We start from the raw sequence: 14,814 nt of genomic DNA, 5'->3' as shown, positions 1-14,814 counted from the left end.
TGACCGCCGGTCTTAGCCCTTCAGGATCGACCGGCCGGCATATTCCGCGATCTCGCCCAGCATTTCCTCGATCCGGATCAACTGGTTGTATTTCGCCAGCCGGTCCGACCGCGACAGCGAGCCGGTCTTGATCTGGCCGCAGTTCGTGGCCACCGCCAGATCGGCGATCGTCGCATCCTCGGTTTCGCCGGACCGGTGCGACATCACGTTGGTATAGCGGGCGCGATGCGCCATATCGACCGCCATCAGCGTTTCGGTCAGCGTGCCGATCTGGTTCACCTTCACCAGCATCGAGTTGCCGACACCCTGTGCGATGCCCTCGGCCAGACGCTTGGGGTTGGTCACGAACAGATCGTCGCCCACCAGCTGCACCTTGGCGCCCAGACGGTCTGTCAGCAGTTTCCAGCCTTCCCAGTCGTCTTCGGCGCAGCCATCCTCGATCGAGATGATCGGATAGTCGGCGCAAAGCGCGGCAAGGTAGTCGACGTTTTCGGCCGAGGTCAGCGACTTGCCCTCGCCCTTCATCTCATACTTGCCACCGCGATAGTATTCGGTCGAGGCACAGTCGAGAGCAAGGTAGATATCCTGCCCCGGCTTGTAGCCGGCCTTTTCGATCGCGCGCAGGATGTAGTCCAGCGCCTCGCGGGTGGACGAGATGTTGGGGGCAAAACCGCCCTCGTCGCCGATGCCGGTGTTGAACCCGCCCGCCGCCAGTTCCTTTTTCAGCGTGTGGAACACCTCGCTGCCCATGCGGATCGCGTCGCGCACGTTCTGCGCGGCCACCGGCATGATCATGAATTCCTGAATGTCGATCGGGTTGTCGGCATGTTCGCCGCCGTTGATGATGTTCATCATCGGAACCGGCAGCACGCGCGCCGAGGTGCCCCCGACATAGCGGAACAGCGGCTGGTTGGTGAATTCGGCCGCGGCCTTGGCCACAGCCAGCGACACGCCAAGGATCGCGTTCGCGCCCAGCCGGCCTTTGTTCGGCGTGCCGTCCAGTTCGATCATGGTGCGGTCGATGCCGACCTGATCGGTGGCGTCAAAGCCTGCCAGCGTCTCGGCGATCTCGCCGTTCACCGCGGCAACGGCCTCAAGCACGCCCTTGCCCATATAGCGCGCCTTGTCGCCGTCGCGCCGCTCGACCGCCTCATGCGCGCCGGTCGAGGCGCCCGAGGGCACGGCGGCGCGGCCGAAGGCGCCGCTTTCCAGCGTCACGTCCACCTCGATGGTGGGATTGCCGCGGCTGTCGAGGATCTCGCGGGCGTGAATGTCGATGATCGTGCTCATGGGCCTGTCCCTGATTGCGATGGTTGGGCGCTTCTTACTCTGCGGCCGGGCGCATGGAAAGACGGCGAAGGCGCTGCTCGCGCATGAAGCTGTAAAGGCCCGACCCGATGATCAGGCCCGCGCCCGCCAGCATCCAGCCATCGGGGCGTTCATGGAAGATCAGGCCGCCGATGATCATCGCAAAGATCAGGCGTGTGTAGCGGAACGGCACGATGGCCGACACGTCGCCCGCCCGCGTGGCCAGGATCAGGGCCCAGTAGGCGCCGAATCCGAACCCAAGCGCCCCCAGCAGCAGCCCGACCTGCCCGGGCGAGGGCCAGACCGCGCCGCCACCCAGCATCAGCATTCCCGCCCCGACCGCGGCCACCGTCAGGAAGGCCCAGGCCCCCACCTGCATGCTGGATGTCGAGGCCGCCACCCGCCGCGTCGCAAGGTCGCGCGTGGCAAGCCCCGCCACCCCCAGCACCGCCCAGAGCGAGGCCAGCTCGAATCCCTCAAGCCCCGGCCGGATCACCACCAGCACGCCCAGAAAGCCCGCCGCGATCGCCATCCAGCGCCGCCAGCCGACCTTTTCGCCCAGCACCAGCGCCGCGCCGAAGGTGACGGCCAGCGGTGTCGCCTGAAGAATGGCCGAGGCGCTGGAAATCGGCGTCAGCGCCAGCGCGGTCACGAAGGCGGCCGTGCCCACCATCTCGCCGGCGTTGCGCCACAGGATCGGGCCGGCAAGTGCTTCGCGCGACAGCACTTTCTTGCCCTCGCGCCGGGCCAGCGCCCAGAACAGCGGCGCCCCCAGCCCGCCCAGAAACAGCAGGATCTGCCCGGTCGGCATATGGGCTGCCGCCAGTTTCACAAACATGTCCTCCATGGCGAAACCGGCCATCGAGACGACCATCATCACGATGCCGCGAATGTTTTCCATGGGGGGTGTCCTTTGCGCGCTTCAGCGATTTTTCAGCGGCGTTCCGAACAGTTCCAGCCGGTGGCCGACCAGCCGGAAGCCCAGCCGCGCCGCGATCTTTTCCTGTAGGGCCTCGATCTCGGGATCGACGAATTCGATGACCTCGCCGGTCGAGACATCGATCAGATGGTCGTGGTGGTCGCGCTCGGCATCCTCATAGCGGGCCCGGCCGTCACCGAATTCCAGCCGTTCAAGGATACCCGATTCTTCGAACAGCTTCACCGTCCGGTAAACCGTCGCGATCGAGATCCGCGGATCGATGGCCAGTGCGCGGGCGTGCAGTTCCTCGACATCGGGGTGATCGGGGGCGGCACCGATCACGCGCGCCACGACGCGGCGCTGCTCGGTCATGCGCAGGCCCTTGGCCTCGCAGCGGGCGATGATCGAATCCTGCATGTCTGGCTCCGGGTCTGCCGGCCTATTTGCCGCAGGTTTAGGCGATCCGTGGCCGCTCTGCCAGTCACTTCGCGGCCGGGGCGCCGGGAATCGGCCGGATGCCGGGGCAGGGGCCAGTGCCGTGCATCCACCACGCGAAACGGCAGCGATTCCCTGCGCTTCCCTTGCCGCGCGCCGGACCCCGCTTCATCCACAGCCCAAGCTCGTGCCCGCAACCGCCGATTTGGCCAAGGCTTTCCCGGCTTGTCCCGCGATCCTTCCCGACTTGTCCACAGAATGGCCCACAGGGCGGGGATGCCTACCACCCTTCGCGGCCCCTGCGCCGTCAAGCACATTATCTGGTGTCGGATGCAAATTTGCGCGTTGCTTGATCGCCGGGTTTACGACAAATTGACGGCACGGCGCTTCCTGCCACCAGATCTGGTGGGGTTTGCGCCACCAACATCGACACAACCGCCAACATGGCGCGCCTTGTCCTGCTTTGGCGGGGCTTGAAGGCATGGCCGGTCGGTCGGGCATCATCATCGACGGGGCGCACCCCCGCGAGGGACAGGACGGAGAGGCGAGATGAAGATCGAGCGGAAGTTCACCACGGTTGACGGCGGCGCCTACGGCGGCATCGGCTTTACCACCACGGTCTCCGAGATCCGCAACCCCGACGGGACGGTGGTGTTTCGCAACGATCGCGTCGAAGTGCCCGAGGGCTGGAGTCAGGTCGCCTCGGACGTGCTGGCGCAAAAGTATTTCCGCAAGGCGGGGGTTCCGGCGCGACTGAAGCGCGTGAAGGAAAAGGGCGTGCCCGAATTCCTCTGGCGCTCGGTTGCCGATGAAGCGGCGCTGGCGGCGCTGCCCGAAAAGGACCGCATCGTGGGCGAAACCAGCGCGCGGCAGGTGTTCGACCGTCTGGCCGGCGCCTGGGCCTATTGGGGCTGGAAGGGCGGCTATTTCACCACCGAGGCCGACGCCCGTGCCTATTATGACGAAATGCGCCACATGCTGGCCCGCCAGATGGCGGCGCCGAACAGCCCGCAATGGTTCAACACCGGCCTGCATTGGGCCTATGGCATCGACGGCCCCAGCCAGGGCCACTTCTACGTCGATCCGGCCACCGGGAAACTGGTGAAATCCGACAGCGCCTATGAACATCCCCAGCCGCACGCCTGCTTCATCCAGTCGGTGTCCGACGATCTGGTGAACGAAGGCGGCATCATGGACCTTTGGGTGCGCGAGGCGCGGCTGTTCAAATACGGCTCGGGCACGGGCACCAACTTCTCGTCGCTTCGCGGCGAGGGCGAGAAACTGTCGGGCGGCGGCAAGTCTTCGGGGCTGATGGGGTTCCTGAAGATCGGTGACCGTGCGGCTGGCGCGATCAAGTCGGGCGGCACGACCCGGCGCGCGGCCAAGATGGTGATCTGCGACATGGATCACCCCGATATCGAGCAGTTCATCAACTGGAAAGTGATCGAGGAACAGAAGGTCGCCTCGCTGGTCGCGGGATCGAAGACCCACGAGGCGAAGCTGAACGAGATCTTCGCCGCGATCAAGGCATGGGACGGCGCGGCCGAAGCCGCCACCGATCCCGCAGCGAACGCCGGGCTGAAAACCGCGATCCGCGCCGCCAAGCGTGCGATGATCCCGGAAACCTACATCAACCGTGTGCTGCAATATGCGCGGCAGGGGTTCACCTCGATCGAATTCCCCACCTACGATACGGATTGGGATTCCGAGGCTTACATCACCGTCTCGGGCCAGAACTCGAACAACTCGGTGCGCGTGACCGACGCCTTCCTGAAGGCGGTGAAGGACGATGCCGACTGGGCGCTTCTGCGCCGCACCGACGGCAAGGTGGCCAAGACCTTGAAGGCGCGCGATCTGTGGGATCAGGTGGGTCACGCCGCCTGGGCCTGCGCCGATCCGGGCATCCAGTTCCACGACACGGTGAACGCCTGGCACACCTGCCCCGAAGACGGGCCGATCCGCGGATCGAACCCCTGTTCGGAATACATGTTCCTCGACGACACGGCCTGCAACCTGGCGTCGATGAACCTGCTGACCTTCTTCGAGGGCGGCCGCTTTGACGCCGATGCCTATGTCCACGCCACCCGGCTCTGGACCGTGACGCTGGAAATCAGCGTTATGATGGCGCAGTTCCCGTCCAGGGAAATCGCGCAACTGTCCTATGACTTCCGCACGCTGGGTCTTGGCTATGCCAATATCGGCGGCCTGCTGATGAACATGGGGCTGGGCTACGACTCGAAAGAGGGCAGGGCGCTTTGTGGTGCGCTGTCGGCGATCATGACCGGCGTCGCCTATGCGACCTCGGCCGAGATGGCGGCGGAACTGGGCGCCTTCGCGGGCTATTCCCGCAACGCGCACCACATGCTGCGGGTGATCCGCAACCACCGCACCGCCGCCCATGGCCACACGTCCGGCTATGACGCGGTGAACGTGGCCCCCGTGCCGCTGGATCAGACCAACTGCCCCGACGCGCGGCTGGTCAGCCTTGCCAGATCCGCCTGGGACGAGGCGCTGGCCCTGGGCGAAGCCCACGGCTTCCGCAACGCCCAGGTGACGGTGATCGCGCCCACCGGCACCATCGGTCTGGTGATGGATTGCGACACCACCGGCATCGAGCCCGACTTCGCGCTGGTCAAGTTCAAGAAGCTCGCCGGCGGCGGCTATTTCAAGATCATCAACCAGTCGGTGCCGGCGGCCCTTGAAAAGCTGGGCTACAGCGCCGCCCAGATCGGCGAGATGGTGGCCCATGCGGTCGGCCACGGCACGCTGGCCAATTGCGCCGCGATCAGCCACACCGCGCTGATCGGCCACGGCTTTGGCGTCCGCGAGATCGAAAAGGTCGAGGCCGCGTTGCCGTCGGCCTTCGATATCCGCTTCGTCTTCAACCAGTGGACGCTGGGCGAGGATTTCTGCAAGGGCGCCCTTGGCATCCCTGCCGAAAAGCTGATGGACCCGACCTTCGACCTGCTGCGTCACCTGGGCTTCACCAAGGCCCAGATCGAGGCTGCGAACGACCATGTGTGCGGAACGATGACGCTGGAAGGCGCGCCGCACCTGCGGGCCGAACACCTGCCGGTCTTTGACTGCGCCAACCCCTGCGGCAAGACCGGCAAGCGGTATCTGTCGGTGGAAAGCCACATCCACATGATGGCGGCGGCGCAAAGCTTCATTTCGGGCGCGATTTCCAAGACGATCAACATGCCGAACTCGGCCACCATCGCGGAAACGCTGGCGGCCTATGAACTGTCCCACTCGCTGGGGATCAAGGCCAACGCGCTTTACCGCGACGGATCCAAGCTCAGCCAACCGCTGGCTTCGGCACTGGTCGAGGATGACGAGGAAGCCGAGGAAATCCTCGCCACCGGCACGGCCCATGAAAAGGCCATCGTTCTGGCCGAAAAGATCGTCGAAAAGGTGATCGTCAAGGAGATCGTCCGCTCGCACCGCGAAAAGCTGCCCGAGCGTCGCAAGGGCTATACCCAGAAGGCGATCGTCGGCGGCCACAAGGTCTATCTGCGCACCGGCGAATACAAGGACGGCTCGCTGGGCGAGATCTTCATCGACATGCACAAGGAAGGCGCGGGCTTCCGGGCGATGATGAACAACTTCGCCATCGCCGTGTCGGTGGGCCTGCAATATGGCGTGCCGCTGGAAGAGTTCGTCGACGCCTTCACCTTCACCAAGTTCGAGCCGGCCGGCATGGTGCAGGGCAATGACAGCGTCAAGAACGCGACGTCGATCCTCGACTACATCTTCCGCGAGCTGGCGATTTCCTACCTCGACCGCACCGACCTTGCCCATGTGAAACCGCAGGGCGCGAGCTTCGACGACCTCGGCGGCGGCACCGAGGAAGGCAAGCGGTCGAACGTGACCGAGGTCTCCGAGGCCGCCGCCTCGCGTAGCCTTGAGGTGCTGAAGCAGATCAGCTCGACCGGCTACCTGCGCAAGCGCCTGCCGCAGGAACTGACGGTGCTTCAGGGCGGTATGGCGGTCGGGTTCGAACACGGCTCGCTGATGGGCCTTGTTGAAACCCGCAGCACGGCGCTGGCGTCGGGGACGGTGGCGATGGACGCCCGGACCAAGGCCAAGATGCAAGGCTACGAGGGGGACCCCTGCGGCGAATGCGGCAACTACACGTTGGTGCGCAACGGCACCTGCATGAAGTGCAACACCTGCGGCGGGACAAGCGGCTGTAGCTGAGCGACAGCCTTTGTGTCGCTGCGGCGAAAGTTCCTCCCAAATCGGGCAAGATTGTCCCGGTTTGGGGGGTAAAGTCTGTCCCGCGCGGTTCTTGCAGCCCCGACTTCTGGTCCTTGCCGTCGGGGAGATCTCGTGCAAGAGGCGGATAACACTGACGAAACTCGGGGTGCGACCTGTGCCCCCGGATGTTCAGAGGCGGAAGGATGCGCTTGAACCCGAGAGACGTGATCGGCCCTGCACTGATCCTCGCGAGCGGCAAGTCGGGTGCCGGCGGTTGGCGAGGACGCGAGGCGGCTCAAGGCGCTTCCGCTTGCCCTGCCGGTGGCGCCGCAGGGACGGATTGCTCGATGAGGATTTCGCGATGAACCTCTCCCGGACCACACTCCTCGCCGGTCTCGTGGCGGGCCTGCTGCTCGGGGCCTGCGGCCGCTCCCCGCAGGAGTGCATGGAGCGGGCGATGTATTTCGAATCCAACCGCTCCAGCCGCGACGGGATGGTCGCGGTGGGCAGCGTGGTCATGAACCGCGTCGAGTCAGGCCAGTATCCGAGGTCCGTCTGCGGCGTCGTCGCCCAGCGGGGTCAGTTCGCTCCCCGCATCATGTCCCGACGGATGGACTCGCGGTCCTTGCCGCTGGTGCGCGAGACGGCCCGGTCCGTCCTGCAGGGCGAGCGCCATCCGATGATCGGCAGCGCGATGTTCTTCCATACCGCCGGCCACCGGTTTCCCTACGACAACATGCACTACGTCCTCGTGACGGGCGGGAACGCCTTCTACGAGAAGCGCAAGAATTACCTCGTGACACAGCCCGTTCCACCTCAGCCAATCGAGGGCATCACGGGTTGGCGAGGCTGGTGAATGATTCTGAGGGGCTGCCGTACGGCGGGTGCAAAGGCGTTCAACGGCGGTTCAACCGCGAACCATCTTTCACACGCCAGACGTGGCAGCGCGGCCGAGTTGAGCCAGCATAATCATGCGCCAGCCGCTGATGCGAACCATGGACGGACCTACGAGGATGCACAGGAAGCCGAGGCCGGCATAAAGCGTCGAGGTCAGCCCGAAACGCGCGGCGAGCCAGCCTGCGGACAAGGTTGGTCACGATCCCCGCCAACTTGTAGAGCAGGAACAGCCAATCAGCGCCGCCAGTTCGGGCAGCCGCACGCTGTAGAACAGCGAGCAGCCCTCGCGCGTCGAGCCAGTCAGCCCCGCCACCTCCAGCTCTGCCAGATGGTGTTCGGCTTCATCCCGAGCGTCGTCGCGATCTCGGTCGGCCGCACCCCCCGCGGCGCATGCCGCAACAGCAGCCGGACGACGGCAAGGCAGCCGGCGTGGCCGAGGGCGGCAAAGTGGCGGGCGGCGGCTTCATTTTCTATATTTCGGGATTTATGGAATAGTCAGGCTGCACGTCAAGCGAAGCTTTTGTAACGGAGATCCGTCTGTGCCGCCCGCACCCTGACCAAGCGGCAGATCCCGGGTGACGGCTCAGCCGCCCGCCGGGGCATCGGTCACCGGGCTGACGCGCGCCAACGGGTACGCCCGCTGCGACAGCGCCGGCCCACTTTTGGATCGCTCGGTCAGACGCCGCCGCGGGAGGAGACCGCCAGCGCCGACGCGGCCTTCAGGGCCGCCTTCAGGATGAGGTCTTCCGGGATGACCTCATACGACCGGTCCTCCAGTTCAAGCGTGCGGCACTCGCTGTCCCCGCACTGGTCGCAGCACCGGCTGCTGCCGGTCGCACCACCCAGCCAGACATCGAGCGGCTGCCCGGCAATCAGGATCTGGTTCGACTGGAGCGTGTCGGCGGCGAAGCGCGCCTCGTCGATCTCTTTCACCTGCAACTCGGGCACGAACCCGAGCGGATCAAGCATCGCTCGGAGCCTTGCCACCGCATGGCGGACCTCCTCGCCGGTGCCGTGGCACCTCGGGCAGGTCGTGCCGTCCGCACTGACCAGCCGTTGCCAGATGATGGGAAGCGTTCGCATAGCCGAGACCTCCTGATCCGAGGGGTGAACCGTGTAGGGGCAAATGGCCCTCAAAGCAGCTTTGCAATGTCCTCCGCCGTCAGCACCTTGCCGGCCGACACCACCTTGTCGTCCACGACAAGCCCCGGGGTAGACATCACGCCATAGGCCGCGATCTCGGCGAAATCCGTTACCTTGATGATCTGGGCCTGCTTGCCCGCCGCCACGGCGGCGGCACTGGCATTCTCGGCCAGTGTCACGCATTTCCTGCACCCCGAGCCGAGGATCTTGATGATCATGGTCGCTTCCCCCTTCAGATGAACCAGTTGGAAATCGCATTGAAGATCAGGCCGATGGACAGGATGCCCGCCGTCACCACGCCCGTGAAGGTGACCAGCAGCGGCAGTCTCACCACGCGCCGCAGCAGGATCAGCGACGGCAGCGAGAGGGCCGTGACCGCCATCATGAAGGCCAGCACCGTGCCCAATCCCACGCCCTTGCCGACCAGCGCCTCGGCGATCGGCAGCGTCCCGAAGATGTCGGCGTACATCGGGATCCCCACCAGCACCGCCAGCGGGACCGACCACCACTTGTCCTGCCCGATCAGGGCCGAGACCACCTCGGCAGGGATCCAGTTGTGGATCGCCGCCCCGATGCCCACGCCGATGAGCACATAGGGCCAGACCCGCCGCACGATCTCGGCCACCTGATCACGCGCATAGGCCAGCCGCTCGCGCTGCGTCAGGCGCTCGGCCTCGCCCGAGACGGGAGCCGTCCGCACGAAGGCGGCCACCTGATCCTCCATCCCCAGCCGGCCGATCACCGTGCCGCCGACGACCGCCACCACCAGCCCGACCGCGACATAGGCCAGCGCGATCGGCCAGTTGAAGATCGAGGCCAGCAGGATCACCGAGGCAAGATCGACCAGCGGCGACGAGATCAGGAAGGAAAACGTGACCGACAGCGGCAGGCCGGCGGCGGTGAAGCCGATGAAGAGCGGGATCGACGAGCAGGAGCAGAACGGCGTCAGCGTGCCGAGCAGCGCGGCCATCGTGTTCGCGCCAAGCCCCGACCGGCCGCCCAGCAGCGCGCGGGTGCGCTCGGGCGGGGAATGGCTCTGGGCCCAGGAGATGACGAAGATCAGCACCGACAGCAGCGCGAAGATCTTGATCACGTCATAGACGAAGAACTGGACCGACCCTCCCAGCCGCGAGGCCGGATCGAGACCCACCGCCCGCACGCCGTTCTCCACAAGATCGTTCAGCCAGACCATCCGCAGGATCTGGTCGTTCATCCAGCCGAAGACGCTCATGCCCAGACCTCCTCTGAAGCCAGCACGGCATCGAGCAGCCGGGACAGGGCCGGCGGAAGGTCAGGGTTGATCCGGTAGCGCACCCACTGCGCATCGCGGCGATCGACCACGAGGCCGGCCTGCTTCAGCACCTGCATGTGCCGCGACATCCGGCTTTGCGTCGCGCCGAGCTTGCGCATCAGTTCGCAGACGCAATGTTCCGACCCATCGGCCAGAAGGCGCATTGCCGAAAGGCGGGTCGGTTCGGCAAGGGCAGAGAGGACAGTCACGATCATCAGGTTCCTCCGCAATATGCGCATTGGCGCATGAGGGGGACTGGACGCCCTGATCTGGATCAACCCGGCTGGAGAAGCGCGCCTCTGGCCCCATTCGGCCCGTCCCGGATCAACTCGCACGGCCGCTTCGCTCAGCGCGGCGGCCGGATCGGATTCGCGCGTCAGGTTGACCTCGAGGAACGGCGCTGCGCTGCGGTCCGACAGCCGATGGATGCGCCGCGCGACAAGCCCCTTGCCGGTGCCGGGCGCGCCGCGGATCACCACCGGATGATCCTGCGCCGCGATCGCGCGCACCAGCGCCTCGACCCGCCGCGCCGCCTCCGAGATGCCCAGGAGTGGCGGCAGGTCGTGGTTCGCGCGCTTCGATGTCGTCGTCCCGCCGGATCATACCTTCGGCACGATCCGCTTCCCGAAGGGCCGGCCGGACCCCAACAGAGACTTCGTGGTCAAGGATGCCGAAACGCTCGGCGGTCCGCGGGCCTTCGTCGATGCGGTAAATGCCGCCGCGGCCGACGCCCCACCTCCGCGCATCGGTGCCATGTTCATCCACGGCTTCAACACCAACTTCGCCGAGGCGCTGATGCGGCATGTCCAACTGCGGCACGATCTTGCCGCGCCCGGCGTTGGCGTCCTGTTCTCGTGGCCGTCCGAGGCGCGGCTGCTCGGCTATGCTGCGGACCGGGAACATGCGCTTTTTTCCCGCGACGCGCTGGTCGAGACGTTGCAGCTCATGCGCCGCACAAGACTGGAGCGTTACAACCTCATTGCCCATTCGATGGGGGCGTTCCTTGCCATGGAAGGTCTCAGGACGCTGGCCCTTATGGGAGACGTTGCCAGCCTCCGCAAGATTGACGCGCTGGTCCTGATCGCCGCCGATCTGGAGGTTGACCTTTTTCGTCGTCAGGCGGCAACTGTCCTGGCGATGGGCGTTCCGATCTATCTGCTGGTGTCCGACAAGGACAAGGCACTGCGATGGTCGGCGCGCCTGCGCGGAAAGGCGCGGCGTGTCGGCAACGTTCAGACGCGCGAGGAACTGGGCGGGCTGGACGTCGGCATCATCGACCTCAGCGCCGTGGACCCGGGCGAGATCACCGGACATCTCAAGGTGGGCAGTTCGCCGGACCTGATCGCCCTGGTTCGCCGCATCCGGCAGGGTCACCACAGTCTGTTCGGTCGCAACGCCGTGCTGTTCGACGAGGGGGCGACCGTTCTTCAGGGGACAGCGGGACTGGTGCTGGCTCCTCTGTTTCCGCGGAACCGATGAACGCAATGAATGGCGCCGGACCGCGGTCTATGGCGCGACGATCTTGATGAAATCGCTTCCGCATGGCGCAGATGCGCAGACCCTGGTCTTGCCCCTGTTTCACCGGACACTCAGGCGGTTGCGGTTTGGGCTGCGATGAACTCGTGGGGCGAGCGCATTTTCAGCCCTGAGTGCGGGTGGTTGTCGTTGCAGTCCTCGATCCAGACTCCGATCAATCCGAGAGCAGTCTGTGCGTCCGGCAACGGCGTCACCTGGACGTAGTCGCGCTTCAGCGTCTTCACGAAGGCCTCCGAGATGCCGTTGCTCTGCGGGCTCTGGACCGGCGTGAAGCAGGGGCTGTTGATTTCCAGCCAGAACTGATCCGGGTAGGCGCGTAATTTCCACTGAGAATTGAGCCCTGTGAACCTTTCCCGAAGCGGAGAGCGGCGGGGGCAACGGAGTGATCCACATGGGGCTTTTGAACATCATCCGACGCATGCACTTGCGGCAGAAGCTGTCGATTTGGCCTGCTGCCGGTTTCGAGGACGGGAGGTTAAGCTAGCATGGCGCGTGCCTCGAACTTCATGGGGCTGAGGTAGCCGAGTTTCGAATGGCGTCTGCGCGGGTTGTAGAAGCGCTCGATGTAGTCGAAGACGTCGGCGCGTGCCTCGTCTCGGGTGCGGTAGACCTTTCGTGCCGTCCGTTCGGTCTTCAGTGATGAAAAGAAGCTCTCCATCGCCGAATTATCCCAGACGTTTCCGGCCCGGCTCATCGAGCAAGTGATGCCGTTGTCGCGCGACGGATCGAAGTCGTGGGACTGGCTTGCCCGGACGAAGCCAGCAACGGGCAAGAAGAAGGAAGCCGCGCCAGGTCTCGCGCTCGAAACCTTCTCGGAGGGCGGCACCGTGCTCGGATCGCTGGAACTGAAGGGCAAGGCGCTGATCCTGCGCGTCAACTCGAAGGAGCGCGCCGCGCGGGGCGAGGCGATGATCATGGCCGCTGTCGGCGACCTCCTGCGGCCGCCGCTGACCACGATCCAGACCGTCGAGCAGGCGATGCGCGACCGCGCTGCTCGCGGCGAGCGCGAGGAACCGGCGGAAGAGATCCCGCCCGACGTCGCCCGCCAGATCATGCAGGACCATCTCGACCGGCACTACCGCGCAACGCTCGACCGGCCGATCCCTATGCTGGGCGGCAAGAGCCCCCGGCAGGCGGTCCGCAGGAAGGTAGTGGACTGGCTGAAGTATCTGGAGAACAGCAGCGCCCGGAACGAGGGCTCGCCGCTTGCCGACTATGATTTCCGCTGGATGTGGGAGGAACTGGGGCTGGCCGAGGAGCGCAAGTAACGGAAAGGCCCGTCCCGCAGATGCCTCGGCACCCCGCGGTGCGTGGTCGCCGTTGCAACCTCCGCCCCGGCGGAGCAGACTGCCCCTGGAAGCGCCAAGGACGGTATTGGCATGGCTCTCGAGGACGCGGTACAGAATGCATTCGAGTGGCTCGCCCAAGCGCCAGGCGCTCGCAGCGACCCTGCTCATCGTCATGCGGCCAGCAGTCGGGGCAGTCGGGCGAGGTTGTTGGCGGCCATCGTCAGGATGAAGCGGGAGCGCACCGGCTCTGTTGCACAAATCGGCTGAGGGCAAGAACTCCCCTTTCACCGGACAGACTTATCCCTTGGCCTCAGTGCTGGGTGTGCCCCTGTACCGCCGCCCAGGAGATCGCGGTGCAGACCGCGTCGATCGAGGCGTCGGAAAGACTGCGCCGCGCCCCTTCGCGCCCAGCGAACGCGACCAGATGATCGCGCGACGGCGACTCCAGCCGGATTGGCGGGCACCGGCTGAGCAAGGGTTCGGGCAGCCGGCGCCAGTCGTTGCAGGTCAGCACCCAGATGATCCAGCCCATGTCGAAGGCCACCTCGTAATAGGGGCAGGTCCAGCGCCGCGCCGACAGCGGTTCGAGGAGCGGCAGCAGCGCGTCGGTCAGCGAGAAGGTTCGTCCCTGGTGGGACCGCGCCTCGCCGGCCTTTTCGACCTCATCGACCACGATCACCGGGTTGGCGACCAGCCGGGTGAGGATCAGGTTCACCAGCCGCCCGGGCACGGCGTTGCCCCAGCCGCGCTGACTCCCAACGAGGCCGAAACTGGCATTCTCGTTCGTGGCCTCGAAGATCATCTCGGGCACGCCAATGAGGCCCGCAAGCCGCCGCGCCCAGCGGCTCTTGCCGATGCCGGGCGGCCCGTCGAGCAGCATCGGCGGCAATCGCAGCCCCGCTTCGCCGGATTGCACCGACCGCCGCATTGCGTGCAAGATTGCCTCGTTCGCCGACCCCATCCAGGGAAACTCCGCGTGCAGCGCGGCCGCGATCTCGTCCGCGCGGTGTTCGGACGGAAGGGCGACCAGATCCACGCCGTTCCGCAGCACCTCGAAGCGCTCGCGCTCCTCCCGTTTCAGGCGGGAGAGAGGCGACCGACGGTCGGCGCGCGCCGAAATACGTGCCGCCCGCCGGGCAATGCGTTCTCGCACAGTGCGCGACAGGGCGATACGCTGCTGCCACTCCTCAAGCTTGCCCTGCGCGGCGAGATGGTCGGGAATGACAAGCCCCGACTTCCGCACCTCCAGGCGCCGGGCATGGTGCGACAGCCGCTCCCGGATGGCGGACTCGCTCAAGGCGGGATCGGGGAAGATCGGCTCGGTGATCGGGATGCGGGGCATGGGGGTTCCACAGGGCATGAGAGGGCCGTCGGGCGGCCAAAGGGCCGTCCGGAAACGGGCGGGAAAATCGTGATCAGGTGGTCAGGCTGTCAGGGTGCGCGGGGTATTCGGGAGGGTCACGCGGCCTGCCGTAAGTAAGCCGGAGGGCGGTCGTTCCATCGGAAATGACTGCAATCCGAGCGGATGATTCGAGTCAAGGCACTGATTTTTCGCGGAAATCTGAAAAACGAAGAAGTGGCCCAGTATTCCCGAAACCAAGGTACAGGTGCTAACAGGCTGCTGAAGAAGTCGGCCCTTGGCCCGGTTTGAGGAACATGATTCACCCTCGGCACGGTAACGTAGGGGGCAAAGATGCGGGGGACGGACGAGACGAGCGGTTCGCTGTTCAGCTATGTCGATCTTGAGGCTCGCATCCCCGCGCGGCATCCGTTGCGCAAGGTCAGGCAGGTGGTGA

General features: G+C 65.6%; 12 protein-coding genes and 3 pseudogenes. 4 read left to right on the top strand and 11 right to left on the bottom strand.

The features are described from left to right. Positions 1 to 12 precede the first annotated feature (12 nt). Genes eno through CRO07_RS04480 form a run of 3 tightly spaced genes read right to left on the bottom strand, consistent with a single transcriptional unit; the run spans position 13 to position 2,644 of the window. On the bottom strand, positions 13 to 1,290 hold the full coding sequence (gene eno / locus CRO07_RS04490) for a phosphopyruvate hydratase (RefSeq protein WP_097029496.1): 1,278 nt from the start codon (positions 1,288 to 1,290) through the stop codon (positions 13 to 15). Positions 1,291 to 1,324: 34 nt separating this feature from the next. After that, positions 1,325 to 2,209 (bottom strand): DMT family transporter, encoded by an 885-nt coding sequence (locus tag CRO07_RS04485; protein WP_097029495.1) that lies wholly within the window; start codon positions 2,207 to 2,209, stop codon positions 1,325 to 1,327. 21 nt (positions 2,210 to 2,230) lie between these two features. Beyond that, on the bottom strand, positions 2,231 to 2,644 hold the full coding sequence (locus CRO07_RS04480) for a Fur family transcriptional regulator (protein ID WP_097029494.1): 414 nt from the start codon (positions 2,642 to 2,644) through the stop codon (positions 2,231 to 2,233). A 567-nt stretch (positions 2,645 to 3,211) separates the two neighbouring features. Here CRO07_RS04480 and CRO07_RS04475 point away from each other — a divergent pair. Continuing rightward, a complete protein-coding gene (locus CRO07_RS04475; protein ID WP_097029493.1) occupies positions 3,212 to 6,862 on the top strand; it encodes a vitamin B12-dependent ribonucleotide reductase in 3,651 nt (1,216 codons plus the stop codon). A 361-nt stretch (positions 6,863 to 7,223) separates the two neighbouring features. Next, positions 7,224 to 7,718, top strand: coding sequence for a cell wall hydrolase (locus CRO07_RS04470; RefSeq protein WP_044248613.1), 495 nt, complete (start codon positions 7,224 to 7,226; stop codon positions 7,716 to 7,718). Positions 7,719 to 8,434: 716 nt separating this feature from the next. Here CRO07_RS04470 and CRO07_RS04460 read toward each other — a convergent pair. From CRO07_RS04460 to CRO07_RS19040, 5 genes and pseudogenes are all read right to left on the bottom strand, one after another. Further along, a complete protein-coding gene (locus CRO07_RS04460; protein ID WP_097029492.1) occupies positions 8,435 to 8,842 on the bottom strand; it encodes a DUF2703 domain-containing protein in 408 nt (135 codons plus the stop codon). Positions 8,843 to 8,892: 50 nt separating this feature from the next. After that, the gene (locus CRO07_RS04455; protein WP_097029491.1) at positions 8,893 to 9,120 is read right to left on the bottom strand and encodes a thioredoxin family protein; all 228 of its coding nucleotides are present in this window, start codon (positions 9,118 to 9,120) and stop codon (positions 8,893 to 8,895) included. 14 nt (positions 9,121 to 9,134) lie between these two features. Next, positions 9,135 to 10,133, bottom strand: coding sequence for a permease (locus CRO07_RS04450; protein ID WP_097029490.1), 999 nt, complete (start codon positions 10,131 to 10,133; stop codon positions 9,135 to 9,137). Then, entirely contained in the window at positions 10,130 to 10,408 is a 279-nt protein-coding gene (locus CRO07_RS04445) for an ArsR/SmtB family transcription factor (protein ID WP_176504499.1), read from the bottom strand. The genes CRO07_RS04450 and CRO07_RS04445 overlap by 4 nt, the downstream gene beginning before the upstream one ends. A gap of 219 nt (positions 10,409 to 10,627) precedes the next feature. Next, positions 10,628 to 10,702, bottom strand: a pseudogene (locus tag CRO07_RS19040) (hypothetical protein); the annotation flags it as partial. Between the two features lie 31 nt (positions 10,703 to 10,733). Here CRO07_RS19040 and CRO07_RS04435 point away from each other — a divergent pair. Further along, complete coding sequence (locus CRO07_RS04435; RefSeq protein ID WP_097029489.1) at positions 10,734 to 11,672, top strand: alpha/beta hydrolase; 939 nt, start codon at positions 10,734 to 10,736, stop codon at positions 11,670 to 11,672. Positions 11,673 to 11,782: 110 nt separating this feature from the next. Here the strand turns inward: CRO07_RS04435 and CRO07_RS04430 are convergent. Together CRO07_RS04430 and CRO07_RS04425 are read right to left on the bottom strand one after the other, a co-directional pair. After that, positions 11,783 to 12,007, bottom strand: a pseudogene (locus CRO07_RS04430) (integrase core domain-containing protein); the annotation flags it as partial. A 197-nt stretch (positions 12,008 to 12,204) separates the two neighbouring features. Continuing rightward, positions 12,205 to 12,444: pseudogene (locus CRO07_RS04425) on the bottom strand (IS3 family transposase); the annotation flags it as partial. Here CRO07_RS04425 and CRO07_RS04420 point away from each other — a divergent pair. Further along, positions 12,434 to 12,997 carry a hypothetical protein gene (locus CRO07_RS04420; protein WP_235840944.1) on the top strand — a complete coding sequence of 188 codons (564 nt, stop codon included), beginning with the start codon at positions 12,434 to 12,436 and terminating at the stop codon, positions 12,995 to 12,997. The pseudogene CRO07_RS04425 and the gene CRO07_RS04420 overlap by 11 nt on opposite strands. A 331-nt stretch (positions 12,998 to 13,328) precedes the next feature. Here CRO07_RS04420 and CRO07_RS04415 read toward each other — a convergent pair whose 3' ends face one another. Then, entirely contained in the window at positions 13,329 to 14,360 is a 1,032-nt protein-coding gene (locus tag CRO07_RS04415) for an AAA family ATPase (RefSeq protein WP_097029488.1), read from the bottom strand. Between the last annotated feature and the right edge of the window lie 454 nt (positions 14,361 to 14,814).

It is taken from the genome of Cereibacter ovatus, assembly GCF_900207575.1.
Lineage (GTDB): Bacteria > Pseudomonadota > Alphaproteobacteria > Rhodobacterales > Rhodobacteraceae > Cereibacter_A > Cereibacter_A ovatus.
This window is presented reverse-complemented; position numbering and strand designations above follow the sequence as displayed.

Coding starts and splice junctions, on each gene's coding strand:
- CRO07_RS04420 (WP_235840944.1), top strand. CDS start 12,434: ATGCCGTTGTCGCGCGACGGATCGAAGTCGTGGGACTGGCTTGCCCGG.
- CRO07_RS04445 (WP_176504499.1), bottom strand. CDS start 10,408: ATGATCGTGACTGTCCTCTCTGCCCTTGCCGAACCGACCCGCCTTTCG.
- CRO07_RS04485 (WP_097029495.1), bottom strand. CDS start 2,209: ATGGAAAACATTCGCGGCATCGTGATGATGGTCGTCTCGATGGCCGGT.
- CRO07_RS04450 (WP_097029490.1), bottom strand. CDS start 10,133: ATGAGCGTCTTCGGCTGGATGAACGACCAGATCCTGCGGATGGTCTGG.
- CRO07_RS04460 (WP_097029492.1), bottom strand. CDS start 8,842: ATGCGAACGCTTCCCATCATCTGGCAACGGCTGGTCAGTGCGGACGGC.
- CRO07_RS04470 (WP_044248613.1), top strand. CDS start 7,224: ATGAACCTCTCCCGGACCACACTCCTCGCCGGTCTCGTGGCGGGCCTG.
- CRO07_RS04455 (WP_097029491.1), bottom strand. CDS start 9,120: ATGATCATCAAGATCCTCGGCTCGGGGTGCAGGAAATGCGTGACACTG.
- CRO07_RS04415 (WP_097029488.1), bottom strand. CDS start 14,360: ATGCCCCGCATCCCGATCACCGAGCCGATCTTCCCCGATCCCGCCTTG.
- CRO07_RS04435 (WP_097029489.1), top strand. CDS start 10,734: ATGCCCAGGAGTGGCGGCAGGTCGTGGTTCGCGCGCTTCGATGTCGTC.
- CRO07_RS04480 (WP_097029494.1), bottom strand. CDS start 2,644: ATGCAGGATTCGATCATCGCCCGCTGCGAGGCCAAGGGCCTGCGCATG.
- eno (WP_097029496.1), bottom strand. CDS start 1,290: ATGAGCACGATCATCGACATTCACGCCCGCGAGATCCTCGACAGCCGC.
- CRO07_RS04475 (WP_097029493.1), top strand. CDS start 3,212: ATGAAGATCGAGCGGAAGTTCACCACGGTTGACGGCGGCGCCTACGGC.